Here is a 17,904-nt window from a genome sequence, read left to right as displayed (position 1 = left end):
AGCGTGTCATTGCCGGTCGGTCGAACCCAGACAATGGTCGATTGTACTTGTCGGTCGTCACACGCTATGCCTTTCGGAAGTCGAGCGGGCATCGGACTGACGGTGTATGGGGCGGCGCAAAAGCGGATCAAACTCAGGAACTGGCCTTCTGATCGTGTTGGGCGTGCTGATCGCGGCCCTGACGGCGGTATACCAATTCGTCGTTGAGCATCTGGCCGCAGTCGGGACGATCTGCTTAGTTCTCGCGCTCGCTTTCCTTCTCGTCAGGTTCGGAACGCGCAAACAATCTCCGGTTCCTGTCGCGGGATCTATCGACCGCGCGCCGGTGATCGGCGCCGGGCCGAGGGCATCTTCCGCGAAATCCGGCGGGAAAAGTCCCCCCAAACGGCCAGGCACGGCCAAGTGGGTACGACCAGGCGAGGCCGTCACGATTCAAAGCATCGACGTATCCTCGGGCCTATTCTACTTCGGACCGTCCCTATGGTTCGAAGGACGGGAAATCGACGCCTACGCCGTAAATCCGCAGCTCCCCGCGAAATCGTCCCGTCCGGACGTTGCGGGGGCTTCGATGCCGTACTGGCCGTCCTACGCCGACGTGCCTCCTGCGGCCAGGTGCGCGTTTCTCGATTGGATGTCCACCGGACGTCGGTCGACCTCGTACGGCATCGGGCACGTCTTTCTTTTCTTCTACGGGTTGGAGCACCGGTTGTTCGTCGAGCGCGATCTCGCGAGCGCGCCCGAGCTCATCGCCGAAGTCGAGCGGCTGGCGGCCGTGCGTACGGACAGCGATTCCTTTCAGGGATACGCGAAACGTTTCCTCGACGTGGCGAGGTGCGCGGCCGGCATTCCGTTGCCCGTCCCGGAAATTTCTCCGGAGCGTTCGTATTCGACGGAGATAGACCTCGGCGTGCGTATCCATGTCGGGCAGCGCCTTTCGCAGTCGCGGGTTCTCCTGTCGGAAGATGCTCTCATCTGGGTTTTGGCCCTGCAGGACGTGTACCTGCGCACGGCCGCCGTTCGGTGCTTCGACGAATTCGTCGCCTTGTGGCACCTGCGCTTTCGGGCGAGGTTTGCCGAGGGGTTCATCGTCGATACGTCCGGCAACATCGACGTCCAATACCAAGCGGCAAGCGGCGCTTTCAGCGTGCACGTGGACGGGCCGCACAGAGACTATCCGGACGTCGCGAAGGCGACGAAATCTCCCGAACGATTGAGGCAGCTCGTGCAGGATTGTACCGACGAACTCGATAGCTTCAGCCGATTGCTGGGAAAACGGCCGGACGCGAGAAATTCGGTGCAGGCCGCGCTCATGCTTCCGCGCGATCTCTTGTCGGAGGCGGGTTTCGAGGCATTGAACCAGTTCAAGGCCCGCCTGTCGCAGGTGATGGGCGGCCAGGGTCGCGCCAGCACCAAGATGCGGACGGTCCTTCAGGCGGCGAATTTCGAGGTTCAGGAACAGGGCAAGGTATCGCCGGGGCTCGCCGACCAATTGAGCCAGGTGCTTGACCTCGTCGATGTCGCCATCGAGCCGGATCGCCGGTTTGGGAGCGCCGTCCCGCAGTTGGACGATCAGGTCTTCCTGTTCAGCGTTCCCGGCGGCGGGCATGTCGATCCCGAGCGTCCGGCTTATCGGACGATGAAAGCTCAGGTCGAAGTCGCCGTACTCGCTGCAGCAGCGGACGGCCAAACGTCCGGAGACGAGATGTCGCGCGTGATCGCCGGCATCCGGGACGGAAAAGAAGACCTCAGCGCGATCGAGCGGGCCCGTCTTATTGCCTTCGCCGTGACGACCTTCAACAGCCCGCCGAAGCTGTCGAGGGTGATGAAACGATTGGCGGAGCGAAGCGACGCCGAACGCGAGGCGATTGCCAACGCCGCGCTTGCCGTCGTAGGGGGCAGCGGCAGCGTCGACCCGGACGAGGTCAGATTCCTCGAGCGGCTCCACAAGGCTTTGGGCCTACCCAAGGAGCGCGTCTATTCCGAGCTGCACCGAGCGGCACCGCGAAACGATGAACCAGTGGCGATCTCGGAAGAAAGGCGCGAAGCCGGAATATCGATTCCCAAGGAGGCGCCTCCGAAGCCCGATTTCACGCCAGGCGTGAAGATCGACGCCGTGCGTCTCGCCCGAACTCAGCGCGAAACTGCGGTGGTTTCCGAGCTGCTCGCGAACATCTTCGAGGAAGAGCCGGCGCCTTCCACGGTCGAGACGCCGGTCGCCTCTGCGGCGAACGGTGCATCCTTCGAAGGCCTGGACGGGCCGCATACCGAGCTGCTGGAGCTGATCGAACTGAAGGGATCCATACCGAAGGTCGAATTCGAGGAGCGGGCTCGCGCGATGAAGCTCCTCCCCGAGGGTGCTCTGGAGCGGATAAACGACTGGTCCTTCGACCGCTTCGACGAACCTCTTTTGGAAGAGGGAGACGAAATCGTCATGGCGCCGCAACTGCGACCGCGATTGGCTGAGCTGAGAGAGACGACGACATGAGCAAGGCTCCGAAGGCGATAAAGCCGAAGGAACGGGATACCATCATCCAGGCGCTCAGCGCGGGCGTCGTTCCGCGAATAGGTCTTCCGCATATCCAGGTCGGCAGAGCCGCGGAGATCGGAGCCCTGCTGCGCGACATCGACCGCATCGCCGACGGCGGAGCCGCCGTCAGGTTCGTGATCGGCGACTACGGCGCCGGCAAGACTTTTTTCGCGAACCTCATCAGATTGATCGCGCTGGAGCGGAAGTGCGTCACCGTCCATGCGGATCTCGCACCGGACCGGCGCATCCATGCCGGCGGTGGCCAGGCCAGGGCACTGTATTCCGAAGCGGTCCGCAACATGGCTACGCGGACGAAGCCGGAAGGCGGCGCGTTGGCGGCCGTCGTGGAACGGTTGGTGACGGACGCCGTGAAGGAAGCGGGAGAACGGCAGATCGCGGTCGAAAAGGTCATCGACGAAAAATTGGCGCCGATACAGGAATTCGTCGGCGGCTACGATTTCGCCACCGTCCTGAAGGCATATTGGCGCGGCAGCGAGACGTCGAACGAGGACCTCAAGACGGCGGCGCTGCGGTGGCTGCGCGGGGAATTCTCGACCAAGACGGAAGCCAACAAGTCGCTCGGCGTCAGGACGATCATCGACGACGACAGCGTGTACGATTCCTTGAAATCCCTCGCATGCCTGACGAAGGTGGCGGGCTATGCCGGGCTTCTCGTCATGTTCGACGAGATGGTGAACATCTACAAGCTGCAGAGCGCCCAGGCGCGGAAGCTGAATTTTGAGCAGATCCTCCGCATAGTCAACGACGCGCTGCAGGGCAACACGACCAACATCGGCTTTATGATGTGCGGCACGCCGCAGTTCCTGATGGACACTAGACGAGGGCTGTACAGCTACGAAGCGTTGCAGTCGCGGCTCGCGGAGAACCAGTTCGCGACGGGAGGCCTGGTCGATCTTTCGGGACCGGTCATCAATCTTCAGAGTCTGACGCCTGAGGATCTTCTCGTCCTGCTGTCGAACATCAGAAACGTCTTCGCGGCCGGCGATCCTTCCAAATATCTGGTCCCGGACGAGGCGTTGCCCGCGTTCATGCATCACTGCGACGGCCGGATCGGCGAAGCCTATTTCCGCACGCCACGGACGACGGTCAAGGCGTTCGTCCAGTTGCTGTCCGTTCTGGAACAGAATCCGGGCGCCAAATGGCAGGATCTGCTGGGGCAGGTGCAAGTCGCGGCCGACCTCCACGGTCAGGAGGAGATGGTCCCGGAGGGGGGCCCGCAAGCGGGAGATGACGATGAGCTCACCAGCCTCCGCATCGGGACTTGAATCCGCCTATCACAGGCTCCATCCGAAGATCCGCCGCTGGATTCGCGACCAGGGCTGGGATGAACTGCGTGAGATCCAGGCCCGCACCATCATGGAGGTGCTCGACGGCGACCGCGATATCCTTATCGCGGCGACGACCGCCGCCGGCAAGACAGAGGCGGCGTTTCTGCCGATCCTGACTTCGATCGCGGACCGGAAGGCTTCGGGCTTCTCGGTTCTCTACATCAGTCCGCTCAAGGCTCTCATCAACGATCAATTCCGGCGTCTGGAGGAGCTCTGCGAAAGCATGGAGATCCCGGTCGTCAAGTGGCACGGCGACGCGCCGCAAGCCGACAAGAAGAAAGCGATGAGCAAACCAGACGGGATCGCGCTCATCACGCCGGAGTCCATCGAAGCGATGTTCGTCCGTCGCCCTGCGGACGCCAAAAGGCTGCTCTCGGCCGCCGACTTCATCGTCGTCGACGAACTCCACTCGTTCCTGCAGGGGCCGAGGGGCCTTCACGTCGCGAGCCTGCTCCGGCGCATCGACGCGATGGCGGCGCGCCCCGCGCGTAGGGTGGGTCTTTCGGCGACCATCGGCGATTTGGGACAAGCGCGCGCCTGGCTGCGACCAGCCGATCCAGATCGCGTCGCAGAACTTCTGGCGAAGTCTGATGCGCCCGAGTTGAGGCTTCAGGTCAGAGGATACGTCGAGCCACCCGACCTGGACGATCCGGATCACGCCGAGGGCGGGACAGGGAGCGAACAAGATCTGCCCCGTCGGATCGCACTAGATTCGATCTCGGACCATCTTTTCGAGACGCTGCGAGGCGAAAACAATCTCGTCTTCGGCGGATCGAGGCGAACCGTCGAATCGACCGCCGACCGGTTACGACGACGCTCCGAAAAGCTGAACGTGCCGAACGAATTCTATCCCCACCATGGAAGTCTTTCGAAGGTATTGCGGGAGGAGCTGGAGGACCGCCTCAAGGACGGGAGGCTGCCTACGACGGCGGTCTGCACTTCGACCCTGGAGCTTGGCGTCGACATCGGCTCGGTGAAGTCGGTCGCCCAGATAGGGGCGCCGCGTTCGCTGGCGTCGCTAAGGCAACGGCTGGGCCGGACCGGCAGACGCCGCGGCACCCCGTCGGTCCTGCGCATCTACCTGAGAGAGCCCAACATCGACCAGAAGTCCGGAATTCTCGACCGTCTTCGGTCCAACACGATCAGGTCGGTCGCCGTCGTCAGACTGCTTCTTCAGGGATTCGTCGAAGAGGCCGGCACGTCGCCCGAGATCGCATCGACGTTGATCCATCAAATACTCTCTGTGATCGTTGAGCGGGGAGGAATCAGACCCAAACCGCTATACGATCTTCTGTCCGGGCCCGGGCCCTTCGCGTCCATCGCTCCCGCCGACTTCGCGAACCTGCTGCGCCATCTCGGATCCCGCGACGTGCGTTTCGTCGAGCAGGCCGAGGACGGCACGTTGATGCTCGGACAGGAGGGCGAAAAGACCGCGCAGTCGCGCAACTTCTTCGCGGTCTTCGAGTCCGGCGAAGAATGGCGACTGACGGTCGGCGGACGGACGCTAGGGACTCTGCCGATCACCTATCCCGTCCACAAGGATGGCCTGGTCGTCTTCGCCGGACGACGGTGGGTCGTACTGGACCTGGACGAACAGACGATGACGTTGGTGGTCGCGCCGCATCCGGGCGGTGTCGTGCCACGCTTCGAGCCTGCGGCTGGTGAGCCGGCGCACGACCGCCTGGTCGCGGAGATGCGATCGGTCTATCTCGCGAACGATGTCCCGCCTTACCTCGACGAGAAGGCTAGAGGCCTGCTGTCCGAAGGGCGCGAGATGTTCAGAAATCTGGATCTGGAACACCGATGGCTCGTCCCCGAGGATCGGGACATGCACGTTTTTCTCTGGCGAGGTTCTCAGGCGACGGCCGTCTTCAGTGCGGCCTTGGCGATGGCGGGCCTCAAGTCCGGCGTTCACGAACTCGGCGTGTCGGTGTCCAAGATAAAACAGGAAGAGCTCCGGCCGATCTTGGACAAGCTCGCGCAGATGCGGGAGATCGATCCAGAGGACGTTTCGGAATTCGTCGCCAATATCAAGGTCGGAAAATTCAGAGAGCAGGTCCCCGAAGGATTGGCGCGGTCGCTCTGGGCCAAGCAGAACCGCGCAAAGATAGCCGACATATCGGCGATGGCCGGCGGCAGGTAGCCGTCCGAGCTTCGGCCGCGAGGGGGAGGGACAATATGTACCGAACGAGCGGGAATCTTTTTCTCAGCGCCGGCGACCTCGTCGGGCACCTGAATTGCCGGTACCTGACCGCGCTCGACCTCAAGGTGGCGAACGGCGAACTGACCAAGCCGAAGATCTGGGACCCGGTGCTCGAAACGCTGGCGGAGCGCGGTGCCTTGCACGAGCGTGATTACGTCGATCATCTGACTTCGACCGGTACGGTCGCGACCTCGATCGACGGTGTGGGCGTCGACGCGACGGCGGTCGCTGCCACCCGCGAAGCTCTTGGCAGGGGCGACCCCATCATCGTGCAGGCGGCGCTGCAAAGCGGCGTGTGGAGCGGCAGGGCCGACGTCCTTCACCGCGTCGAGAAGCCTAGCCGGCTAGGCGCGTGGTCGTATCAGGTCACCGACACGAAGTTGTCCCGCGAAACGAAGGGCAACACGATCCTGCAGATATCGCTGTATTCCGATCTCCTTTCCGAGATGCAAGGTTGCGAAGCGGACTCGGCTTTCGTCGTCACTCCGGGAACGGATTTCACGCCTGAGGAACACCGGGTTGCAGACTACGCGGCCTATTACCGCCATGTCAGGGCCAGCCTCGAGAACGCCGTGTCGGGTCAGGACGCCGTCGCCGCCTATCCGGAGCCGATCGAGCATTGCGAAATCTGCCGTTGGCGCGTTCATTGCGACGAGAAGCGGAGGGCCGACGACCACATGTCGCTGGTCGCGGGCATCAGCAAGTCCCAGATCGGCGAATTGGAAAGACGAGGGGTCCGCACGACCACGGAGCTCGCGGCGGTGCCTCTGCCGCTGCAATGGAGACCCGATCGTGGGGCCGCCAAGAGCTTCGAAAAGATACGCGAGCAGGCGAGAATCCAGATCGAGGGGATCAAGGCCGGCAGAACCCTGTACGAGACGCTCGCTCCTGCGGCAGGGTTCGGATTGGCGCGTCTTCCGGAGCCGTCACCGGGCGATATCTTTTTCGACTTCGAGGGAGATCCGTTCGTCGGCGACGGCGGCCTCGAGTTCCTGTTTGGATACGTTTACGCCGATGCGGACGGGTCGGAGCGATACGTCGGAGACTGGGCCTCCGACAGGCAGGAGGAGCGGGCGGCCTTCGAGCGTTTCGTCGACTTCGTGACGCTGCGTCTGAAGCAATATCCGGACCTGCACATCTATCACTTCGCTCCGTACGAGCCGGCGGCGATGAAGCGCCTGATGGGTCGTTACGCGACGCGCGAAAACGAGGTCGACAATCTTCTTCGCGGGGAGATCTTCGTCGATCTCTTCTCGGTCGTACGTCATGCCATCAGAGCCAGCGTGGAAAGCTATTCGATCAAGAAGCTCGAGCCGCTCTACGGCTTTGTCCGTAACGTGCCGTTGGCCGACGTCGGAGCCGTGATGGCCCGGACGCAGGCGCGTCTCGAACTTGCGGATCCTTCAGGCATTCCCGAAGCCGACAAGATCGCCATCAAGGGCTACAATTGTGACGACTGCGTCTCCACAAAGGGTTTGCGGAACTGGTTGGAAATGGTTCGAACGGCCGTGGTCGCCGACGGGGCGACCATCGAAAGGCCGGCGGCCCCGACCGCCGAGATCAGTGCCGAGCTCGACGAGTGGCAGAAGAAGGTTGCCGCGCTCGTGGCGAGGCTTACCCTCGGCGTGCCGGACGACATATTACAGCGTAGCCCGCAACAGCAGGCCCGCTGGCTCCTCGCCTTCATGCTCGACTGGCACGGCCGGGAGAAGAAGGCCGTCTGGTGGGAATACTTTCGGCTTCGCGACCTGTCCGCCGAGGACCTGCTTCACGAACGCGATGGCCTGTCGGACATGACATTCCTGAAACAGGTCGGCGGCACGGCCAAGGTACCCGTTCATCGATACGCGTTCGCGCTCCAGGACACGGACATCCGCGACGGCGACGAACTCAGGAGCATCGGAGGCGACAAGTTCGGGCGCGTCGTGGAGATTTCGCTCGAAGAACGCACCATCGATATCAAGAAGCGAGGAGATACCGCCACGTTGCATCCCGAGGCCGTCTTCGCCCATAGCTACGTCGACACCCAGGTGCTTTCCGATTCCCTCATGCGGCTCGGCGAGTATGCCGCGGACCACGGCATGGAGGGCGTCGGCGAGCACAGAGCGGCGCGAGATCTGCTGATGGGCGTCGCACCCCGCCTGCGCGGACAAGCGCTCCAGATCGCGGGAGAGGAGACCCTCGCCGCGGCCATTCGAGCCGCGCTGAATCTCCAGGAAAGCGTCCTTCCGGTGCAGGGACCGCCCGGCGCGGGCAAGACCTACACGGGTGCTCGCATGATCTGCGCACTGGCGAAGGGCGGCAGGTCCGTCGGTGTCACCGCGAACAGTCACAAGGTGATCGGCAATCTTCTCGACGAGGTCGTCGTGGCGGCCCGCAGCGAGGGTATCTCGATCGGATGCATCCAGAAGGTATTCGACAGAGAGGACGACCAGCCGCCGCTAAGGTTCACGACCGACAATGCGGACTTCCTCGACGCCCTGCATTCGGACTGCAAGGTCGGCGGAGCGACGGCTTGGTTCTGGGCGAGAACCGATGCCGCGAGCAGCGTCGACGTTCTTTTCATCGACGAGGCCGCTCAGATGTCGCTTGCGAACGTCCTGGCTGTGTCACAGGCCGCCAAGAGCATCGTTCTGCTCGGAGATCCCCGGCAACTCGAGCAACCTATCCAGGGCAGTCATCCGGACGGCGTCGACGTCTCTTCCCTCGATCACATTCTCGGCGTCCACGCGACCGTACCGGTCGATCGCGGACTCTTTCTGCCGGAAACGTGGCGACTTCATCCTTCGATATGCCGCTTCAATTCGGAGATGTTCTACGAAAGCCGTCTATATCCTCGCCCGGGGCTGGATAACCAGTCGATTCGGTCCAGCGGTCGATTGCAAGGAACGGGTCTTCGCTACCTTTCCGTGGAGCACGAGGGCAATCAGAGCTCGTCGCGGGAAGAGGCCGACTGCGTTCGCGACCTCGTCATGGACATTATGGGGAGCGGGACGACCTGGATAAACCGCGAAGGCATCGAAGCGCCGGTAGGCTTGGGCGAGATATTGATTATCGCTCCCTACAACGCTCAGGTGTTCGAGTTGCAGGAGCGCCTTCCCGGCGCCCGGATTGGCACCGTGGACAAATTCCAGGGGCGAGAGGCCCCGATCGTGATCTATTCGATGACGACGTCAAGTCATGACGATGCGCCCCGCGGTATGGAGTTCCTGTACAGCGCCAATCGCTTGAATGTCGCGACCTCGCGCGCGAAGTGTATTTGCGTGATCGTCGCATCGCCACGACTATTCGAAGCGGAGTGTCGAACGCCGAGACAGATGCAACTGGCGAATGCGTTTTGTCGATATCTGGAATTGTCGATACGACTGAATTAACAACGAAGCGTGTCTTGCGTCGAATATGCGAAGGTCGTCGCGTATACGTATAACGGGACGCCCCATGGCCAAACCATCTGCTCTAAAGCTTGACCTCGTGCCTCGCACCTTGTGGGGCCACAATCTTCGCTCGTCGGAACACGGGCTTGGTCCACAGCGATGGAAAGCGCTTCGCCGCCGCTTATTGAACGAAGCTGGCGGTAAATGCTCCATCTGTGGATCCAGCGATAGGCTGCACGGTCATGAAGTGTGGAAGTATGAGGAGGGACTGAAGCGCGGCAAAGCAACGCTGGTTCGCGTCGAGATCATTTGCTGGTCTTGCCATGCCATTGCTCATTGGGGAAATACGGTTCGCCTGATCCTCAGTGGCGCGATAAGCCACGAGACTCTCATGGCGCTCCGCAAGCACTTCCGCCGGGTCAATCGCTGTCGGCAGGTGGATTTTGACCGTCGCACCAAACGCGCGCTGTCCATCCACCAGCGGCGTTCAGAGGTCGAGTGGGAAATCGATTGGGGACCGTATCAAGATGCGGTGGCTGAGGCGAAGGGCGCAAGAACTCGCTGGAGGGAGCGCGAGTCCACTTCTGAGCAGCCGCCAACGCGAAACGATTCTGACGCTGGACCAGGGCATCATTCACCCGCTCGTTGCCCAGCGTGCAATGCCGCGGACTCGTTAGACCTTATTGACGAAGATTCCGACGACATGAGCGAAGGTCAGGCTTCGGATTACCTAGCCGGAATGTTCGGCTCATCCATCTGTCGCGAGTGCGGCCATGTCGTTGATTGGGAAGTCTAGATGTCCGCTCCGCCTCCGACTCTTTGACGGACTTCGCGGCCTGCGCGACCGCAAGTCGGACATATCCCTCTCGACAACCTAGCGTTTTGGCGTCAATTTTGGCGAAAGAAACTCCGTCCTGCCCGAAGGAAATGCAATGAGATCGCTTCTCGTGATAGCTGCGCTAATTTCGAGTTTGGCCCCCGCTCAGGCTGACGATGCGCCCAGCCGCATCGACACCATCACCAAATCGGCGCGGGACATGATACCCGCGATGCCTTCATTGCCATCCGTCTCGATGCCATCGATGCCAGATTTGTCGCTGCCTGATTTTTCCGACACGACCGGCAAACTCATGACCGAGTTCAATACCTTCACGCAACGAGTTGGCGATGCACTGCCGATCCTCGAACAAATGGGTTACGAGGTCACGACTTTCAAAGTGACCTGGGGACTTCCGCCGAAGGCAAGGTTGCGGTTGAAATCGAATGGCAACGCGGACATCCAAAAAGTGAACGCCATCGCCGCAAAGGGCACGAGCGGGGGCGCTCTGATCTCTGCTCTCATTACGAGCGCCGCAACGGCGAAGCGCATCCAGAACACCATGAAGCTCGGCACAGCTTACCTCGATGTAGATTTCGCCGTTCCGCCTCGGGTCAATATGAAATTCGTAAGCCAAAAGGCGAATGAGAAAGGGGAATTGCCGCGCGATACGGACGATTTAGAGATCAGTTGCAAATAGAGTACCTACATCGCAGCTATGCCCGTTTGGAGGGGCCGTGTTCGACAATGTAACTGACGGCATTAAAAAGTGGCTGATTGGCGTCTTCGCCGCGGCAATCAAACACACTTCCCGGCCGGGGGATCGGGTGATTGCGATACGATGGCTCAGCCAGTCGCGCGATGTTGTTGCGAGCGACATCGGCGCGATCGACAAATTCAAACAACTGAACGCGCTCATCAACTCGCGCACGGCCATCGTAGCAGTTGCGAACAGTGTCTCGGAGGCAGTCTCGAGCTACCGCAAATCGAACCTGCCTTGGTCCATGAAGATCGCGCTGCCTGCAACCCTCGCCGCGATTCCGTTGGTTGGTGGTCATGCGGCCGGGATCGCAGCATTTGGCGGCGCTTTCGGCGTCCCGGTGCTTCTACTGATTTTTCTCGGAACCGCGGGCATCACCTCAATCATTGAAGCTGTCGTGACAAGCCCAGAGGCCCAAACTCACGTTGCGGAAATTATCGACGCGATTATTTCAGATGAACGGTTGCGTCGCACCAGCGCTGAAATGAAGGCTGCGATGAAAGAGCAGCCGATGGATCCCACCCGTTTCGCAATGCCGAAGGAGGAGATGGCGCTGCGGCAGCATTTGTTCGACATGGACCCGTTCAATTTTGAAAGACATAGCATGAGCTTTTTTCAAAGGGCGGGACTCGAAGCGTGGGCTACACGAAAATCGAACGATTTTGGCGTTGACGGTTTTGCCGTCCACCCTGACGGATTGATTATCGTGCAATGCAAGCGAAACTCGACGGAAAACAAAGTGGGCCGTCCAACCGTCCAACAATTCAAGGGCGTCGCTGAAGAACAAAGCGCTCACCGTGGTTTCATCATTACGACATCCAGTTTCACCGATGACGCCATCCACTCAGCGGCTCTGACAGACAGGATCGTGCTTATTGCGATGGATGATCTGGTGCGCTGGCACTTAGAACCACCGTCATTCGATTTCCACCCGCCCGTTGGGGACATTTCAGCTTAGTCGAGACTGGCACCAGTTGATATTGGACGGGCGACGGGCATCTTGCCGCGAGCCGACACAGCGAGGATAAATTGGAGCGCCATACCGAAAAGCATCCTTACAACTGTCTTGAGGCGATACCGGACAACGCCTCGACGATTATCGTTGGTACAGCGCCGCCGCAGCGTTTTTCCCGGCCCGATATGAGCCTACTCGCGGGTGATACCTGCTTTTACTACGGATCGAAGAGTAGCAGGATGTGGCGACTTCTCAGCAGGGTCACTGGCATTTCCTTGCTGGAAGAATCCGACAACGCGCAAAGACGAGCGAACTGGCATAATTTCCTTATGGTCAACGACCTCTGGATGTACGACGTATTGCAAGAATATAAACGAAAGAGCGGGAAAGAAGCGAGCGCACGGGACGCCGACATAGAAGAATTCGATCTCACAAACTTTCGGCTGGTGTTTGCGGCGAAGCGGCGCATAAACAAGATCGCCGTTACAAGCCAGCAAGCAGCAGATTGGACTTTTCAAAAATTGTCCGATTCCGCGACGCAGCTAGGCGCTCGATACAGAGCCGCAATCTCCCGCCGGAACGAAATCTGCAAGCGTCTGCGATCTGACGAGAAGCGGATCGCAGAAAAATGTAGGGGGCCGATCTTGTCCGAGTATATCGAGGGCCGGGAGATCGCGTTTTATATTTTACCAACACCGACCAGAATGTCTGGAGGCATGAAAGGGCTGAATGAAAAGGCGAAGGAGAAAATCTATGCGGATGTACTGATGGCGATTCGCGCTCCGGCTAAATGACCCCCGGTCGTTGCAATGCGAGCGCCATGGGGTACGCGAACATCATGACCAGTGACAGATTGTCGGTAATGACCATTGGTAATGGGAAATGCGAGCTGGTGAGCCATAGGCTTCATTCTTTCGGTGTTGGAACAACCGAGACCTCTATCGTGCCGTCAGGATTGGTAGAGGCGACGAAGTCCGCCTTGAAATTGCCGATAGAGACGTTCGCGACGGCGAACTGGGTAATCTGGCCGTCCTTGTCGTGGTCGCGGTAATCGCGGAACTGGAACGGCGCGCGGGTGATTTTATTCTCATATTCGGTGGTCAAGACAACGCGGCTGGTGTGACGGGTCACGCCGTCGATGACCGCGCTGAATCCGGGCACGATATCGACATGGATCTCGTGCTTTCCGAGGTCTCTCGACAGAGTCTTCCGATTCGTATCGAGAACGCTGCAAGCTGTGGCGTTGATGGCTTCGTTGGTCAGGGTCTCCCCCGTCGAGACTAACAGGTCTGAGAGCTGCACATCGAGATACGGATCAAATGCGACGAACAGCCGGGCCTGAACAAGCTCGCACGATAAGACGTTCAGATCGGTGGGCTTGAACCAATTGAAGCCCTCGACCTCGTCCAGGGTTAGACAGCGGATGCCGTAATATTGGGCTTTGGTGCGCGCGGTCTTGTAGAAACCCTTGGAGGAAACGATAACGCCGGAGTGAATGCCGGTGTCGTTGCATTTCGTATGAAAGGCCTCGACCGCATCGACTCCGACGGGCCTTGACCTATCGCGGCATTCGAGAGCGACGACGAGTTCGTGATGGTCATGGGTTATCGTCAACACGACGTCATGCTCGCGCTGTTTCCCCGTCACCTTGTCCGTGAAGAACTTCGGCGACTCGATCTTGATACCTGTCCTTGCCGCACGCGCTGACTCGATGATGCGAATCAGGCGCTGCAGGTCCTTGCCATCGTTAGCCATGCCCTGTCCCTATGGAATCGGGTTGGAATGCTCGCGGAGTAGAGGCCTCTGTGTCGAGCCTAGTGGTCTGCCTGCACCCGGTCTTGCGCCGCCTTTAGCCATATCTCTTTATGCGAATTGAAAAACCTTGGCCGTCACATGCGCAAAACGATGCTGGCAACAGACAGCCAAGACACTGACGTATCGAACCGACAAGTCCGGCACGTGCGGGCACCCAGTGCAGAGACCACAGGAAGAGGGTGGCTGAATCTCTCTCTCAAGCTGGATCATCTGCTCGTCGGTCATTGAAATCACTGAATGAAATTCAGAGTGCGGACGCTGTCCGCGTACTCTCGAATCGTACCACGCAGACAGCGGTTCGACAGTAAGTGCTTGATAGGTTTAGTGGATTCTGCCGCTCACAAAATCCGCAACAATACCAGTTACTTAGCGATATAGCGGCGAAGTTGTTACGGAGGAGCTGCGTTGTACGTTGCGTGGGGAAATAACTCTAAATTCCACCGGTCCGCCAATAGGTTAGTTTTTGAGATTTGGCGGTCTAGACCGCGATTTGACACAGACCAAACCATGTCCCCCTATAACCCCTGTGTTCGCACCGATTCTCTTTTGCTGAGAGGTGCGTCGTGTCTCCCGAAAATGTCCCTGTCGATTCCCTGCACATCAAGCTCGCCTGGCTTGAGCTGACCGCTGACGGCACGTTCACCGTCGGCGTCGTCGCTGTGCTTATCGTGACGTGGATCGTTGCATCACTAGTTCTGAAAAGATGAGCTGGGGCGCCAGTCCTCACGCCTTCATCCACCTGTGCTTATAGCCAGTCACTTTCATGACGTGGAAGTTCACTGACCGACCCGCAAATGCGCTCTTTATCTGTTGCTTATGGTGCGCCTCTGTGAGCGAACCGAAGTAGATGTCGGTGACGATATCGCCTTGGTACGGCAATTGACCGGGATACTCGCCGAGCACGCGCCACTCACGCTCATAGGCCCAATTGTATTTCTTCTGACTGAGGATCTTGTGAGCTGCGGCGTACACGTCGCCCTGATCGTGCTTGGAGAGGCGAACGGGCTTCTCGGCATACGCCATCTTTGAGAGGCGGGCAGTCGGCGGCAGATTCTTCAATAGCTTCGGCGAGGAGTACGCCACGCACATGCCGCTACAGTTGCCAGCGTAGTGCGCCCACATAATCTCATTGTCGTAGGTCTCACTGAAACAGGCGATGCCGACCGCCTGCTTTGCATTGAGGATTTCACGGTACTTGCTTCGCCACGCGGGCTCCTTCTTCAACCGGATGCTCGGTTCGTAAAAGCCTTCCATCGGGTCGTTCATGCGCTTGTACATCGAGCAATGGATGTAGCGCATAATCGCGGCTTCCCGCTCATGCTCCATGTCGTTGGGTCGGTCGAGGCGGCAGTAACGAAATAGGCGCGGTGGGACGTCGGGTGTGCGGACTTCAGCCATCGGGAAACCCTCTAGTCAAGAAGCAAGTTGTTGCATATGCGTGCGGTCTGGTGTGCCTCGTTGCGCTTCGTTCCAAGGCGCTTGGTGCCCTGGCCGGACTCGAACCAGCAACCAGACCGTCATGAGCGGCGGGCCAACCTGACCTCGCGTAGGGCAGGGCTCTTCTACAGCAACTGGGCCAAAGGTACTTTTGGGCATGAAATGCACCAAAACGCGTTGTCATTAGCCGTAACCCTTTGAAATCACGCCAAATGCGACCGCCCTCCGAGCGCACCATAAACCCAGGCGGCGATACGCCGTCGGACGCCGAGGCAAATGCAGCTTGCCAATGCCTTTTGCAGATATCTCGAAATGGCGGACCGGTTGTGATGTTGGCGAACAAGCGCGGCGCTGGGTTCATGCCGGCGCAGAATGGGCGAAGAGGCCGAGCCAGTTGCCGTGGCTGGCGGCGGCGCGATCGCCCGCGAAGCTAATCGCGATGCGCAAAAATGCGGCATGGAACGCGCAATTGCCAGCGTCCAGCCGAGCCCAGCGGTGACACGATCTAGCGACCGACTGTCGCTTGCGGGACCACGCGACTGCGCCTGGTGGAATTGCCTTTCCTTGCGTGCAACATCGCATCAAGCGTCTTCCGGCGTCTGGAGCTCATCGGGGGTGATGCCATCGAAGAAGAAACGCACCACGTATCGATCAAAAGGTCCCAGAGATTTGATCCCCAGCACAGCGTTAGTTCCCAAAGACTTGAATCGCTCAAGTGTCCTGATGAGATCCATCTCAGGATCTTCAAAGTTGATGAGGCCGGCCGCATGGATCTTCTTCGATATCATGCGCGGCAGGCCGTATTCCTCCAGATGATAGACTGCACTGGGGAGGAACGCGCGGCTCATCCTGCCTACGAAGCCTGAGATATCGACAGATGGGTTCACAATGATCTTATGAAGCTCATTGGCGTCCCCGAGGAGGGCAGACAATTTGAAGGTAACGGTCCGCTCCAGTTTGAAGAAGTCTTCTATGCTTATCCCATTCTGTCTCAGTGACGAAATAATCTGGGACAAGTCATCACGCCAATTGTACGCAATCGCTTTGGTGACGTTCACCACGTTCGTCCACGTAGTATCCCAACCGCCGGGCTTAAGTTTGAGTACTTTGTACAGCATAGTGTCCCATTGGGCAGGATTTGACGAATTGAGATAGCCAAAGCCCTTCCACTCATCAGGTGCGTCCTTCATATCTTTCGCCAAGCTCAGCAGAAAATCTGCGTCGCTGTCCTGCAGAACATTTTCCTTCTTCAGGCGCGCAAAGTGTTCCTCGCCAATGAGGTCGGACATTTGAGTCTTGTACGCGACGATTCGCTCAATTTGAATGTCTGTCAGTTGGTCCGCATCGCCATCTTCGTCGAGCGTCCCGAGCATCTTGTCCGGAAACGAGATCTCGAGTTGGGCATCTTCGGATTTAGGAGGTGCATCCAACAGGAAGATATTGCCGACGAAGTACTTGAACATGCGGCCGCCGCGGCCAATGATATTCTTGTACGTAAAATCCTTGAGGTTCGTGCTGCCAACCTTGCTACGCCATACGATCACGTTCTGAGCGGAAGTGTTGACGCCCTCAATGATCGAGGACGTGGAAACGATGCTGTCAAAACCGTCCTCATATTCGAAAAGCTTGATCTGCAGCTGGCTGAGGCATCTGTGCATGCTGCCATTGTGCACCCCGACGGCCCGCTCAACCAGATCGGCCAAGAGCCAGTCGTTTTCGTAGTTGTCCCTCAGCCACTTGGCGAACGCAGTGGTGTATATCCGATCTACGCGCGGAAGATTCTCGATTACAAGGTCTGCAATCTTTCGGATTTCAGAGTAAGTGCCAGCGTACACGAGTGACTTTTGATCGCCGGGCGAAATCAGCTCGATTAGTTTCGCGCCCTTCTTGGCGGCGTCTCCTCCAAATTCCTTGTAAGGTTCTTGGATGTTCAAATACACCGTATTGAAATCGAGGAGTTCAACAAATTCCATGTCGCGCGTGAACGCATTGTCGTTAAGCTTCTTGATGTTCGGCGCTAGGTAGTACCGCTGGCTCGCCTTCTTCGAAAGTTTTAGAATCGCCTTTATAAGAGTGGAGGCCCGTTCAGGGTCGTGCTCTTGGCTCGCCTTGTAGAATTCATCTACGACGAGAAGGTCGATCATCTCCAGGGATGCGAGGTATCCGAAGGCGCGCTCCTGCGGAAAGATGAAGATGTTCTTAGGGCCGAGCCGTGTATCTGGAGCGGTTATAATCGTGTAATGTTCAGAGAACTTCTTGAATAGCCGCCTTCGTGTTTCGTCCATCAGCGCGATTGTTGGAACGATGATCACAACCGTGTCGGGGTGCTTCGCGGCGACGAACGCGTCAATGATAAAGCTTTTCCCGAAACTCGTTGGGGCGCTTACCGCGATGCTCTTTCCGTTCAGGAGCCTCGCTAGGACAGAGGATTGCTCTCGGTGCAGGGTTGCCAACCGGCGGCCAACGTCGACCTCGAACGCGCGATGCACGTATTTCTGATCCCACGATGCGCTCTCAAGCTGCAGGTAGGGAAAAAGGCCGGTCGCCCGGATCATATGGTTTACCAACTGAGGGTAGGGCGTCTTGGCCCGATCCAAGTCTGCCAGCAGCTGTATCAACAGATTTCTGGCAGCCAATTCGTTCTGGATCGATAGCAGCCCATTGATC

General features: G+C 59.0%; 11 protein-coding genes and 1 tRNA gene. 8 read left to right on the top strand and 4 right to left on the bottom strand.

Going from position 1 to position 17,904, the window contains the following annotated elements:
• Nucleotides 1-154 precede the first annotated feature (154 nt).
• The 8 genes from QMZ05_RS01825 to QMZ05_RS01790 all read left to right on the top strand — a co-directional run bounded on the left by QMZ05_RS01825 (nt 155) and on the right by QMZ05_RS01790 (nt 12,779).
• Complete coding sequence (locus tag QMZ05_RS01825; protein WP_353699209.1) at nt 155-2,485, top strand: TerB N-terminal domain-containing protein; 2,331 nt, start codon at nt 155-157, stop codon at nt 2,483-2,485.
• Complete coding sequence (locus tag QMZ05_RS01820) at nt 2,482-3,813, top strand: ATP-binding protein (protein ID WP_353699208.1); 1,332 nt, start codon at nt 2,482-2,484, stop codon at nt 3,811-3,813. The genes QMZ05_RS01825 and QMZ05_RS01820 overlap by 4 nt, the downstream gene beginning before the upstream one ends.
• Nucleotides 3,782-6,019, top strand: a complete 2,238-nt coding sequence (locus QMZ05_RS01815; protein ID WP_353699207.1) for a DEAD/DEAH box helicase — start codon at nt 3,782-3,784, stop codon at nt 6,017-6,019. Before QMZ05_RS01820 ends, QMZ05_RS01815 begins: the two co-directional genes overlap by 32 nt.
• A 35-nt stretch (nt 6,020-6,054) precedes the next feature.
• A complete protein-coding gene (locus tag QMZ05_RS01810) occupies nt 6,055-9,453 on the top strand; it encodes a TM0106 family RecB-like putative nuclease (protein ID WP_353699206.1) in 3,399 nt (1,132 codons plus the stop codon).
• A gap of 64 nt (nt 9,454-9,517) precedes the next feature.
• Nucleotides 9,518-10,249, top strand: coding sequence for a hypothetical protein (locus QMZ05_RS01805; RefSeq protein ID WP_353699205.1), 732 nt, complete (start codon nt 9,518-9,520; stop codon nt 10,247-10,249).
• Between the two features lie 136 nt (nt 10,250-10,385).
• Nucleotides 10,386-10,970 carry a hypothetical protein gene (locus tag QMZ05_RS01800; RefSeq protein WP_353699204.1) on the top strand — a complete coding sequence of 195 codons (585 nt, stop codon included), beginning with the start codon at nt 10,386-10,388 and terminating at the stop codon, nt 10,968-10,970.
• A gap of 37 nt (nt 10,971-11,007) precedes the next feature.
• On the top strand, nt 11,008-11,988 hold the full coding sequence (locus tag QMZ05_RS01795; RefSeq protein WP_353699203.1) for a restriction endonuclease: 981 nt from the start codon (nt 11,008-11,010) through the stop codon (nt 11,986-11,988).
• Between the two features lie 71 nt (nt 11,989-12,059).
• Nucleotides 12,060-12,779 carry a hypothetical protein gene (locus tag QMZ05_RS01790; RefSeq protein WP_353699202.1) on the top strand — a complete coding sequence of 240 codons (720 nt, stop codon included), beginning with the start codon at nt 12,060-12,062 and terminating at the stop codon, nt 12,777-12,779.
• 112 nt (nt 12,780-12,891) lie between these two features.
• Here the strand turns inward: QMZ05_RS01790 and QMZ05_RS01785 are convergent, their stop codons facing one another.
• From QMZ05_RS01785 to QMZ05_RS01770, 4 genes are all read right to left on the bottom strand, one after another.
• Nucleotides 12,892-13,740, bottom strand: a complete 849-nt coding sequence (locus QMZ05_RS01785) for a restriction endonuclease (RefSeq protein ID WP_353699201.1) — start codon at nt 13,738-13,740, stop codon at nt 12,892-12,894.
• Between the two features lie 783 nt (nt 13,741-14,523).
• Complete coding sequence (locus QMZ05_RS01780) at nt 14,524-15,198, bottom strand: DUF2971 domain-containing protein (protein ID WP_353699200.1); 675 nt, start codon at nt 15,196-15,198, stop codon at nt 14,524-14,526.
• Nucleotides 15,199-15,280: 82 nt separating this feature from the next.
• A tRNA-Met gene (locus QMZ05_RS01775) sits at nt 15,281-15,358 on the bottom strand.
• Nucleotides 15,359-15,818: 460 nt separating this feature from the next.
• Entirely contained in the window at nt 15,819-17,903 is a 2,085-nt protein-coding gene (locus QMZ05_RS01770; protein WP_353699199.1) for a DEAD/DEAH box helicase, read from the bottom strand.
• Nucleotide 17,904: the final 1 nt, after the last annotated feature.

The organism is Bradyrhizobium sp. INPA03-11B (assembly GCF_040446015.1).
Taxonomy (GTDB): domain Bacteria; phylum Pseudomonadota; class Alphaproteobacteria; order Rhizobiales; family Xanthobacteraceae; genus Bradyrhizobium; species Bradyrhizobium macuxiense_A.
The sequence above is the reverse complement of the archived record's forward strand: the minus strand, read 5'-3'. Positions and strand labels throughout refer to the sequence as shown.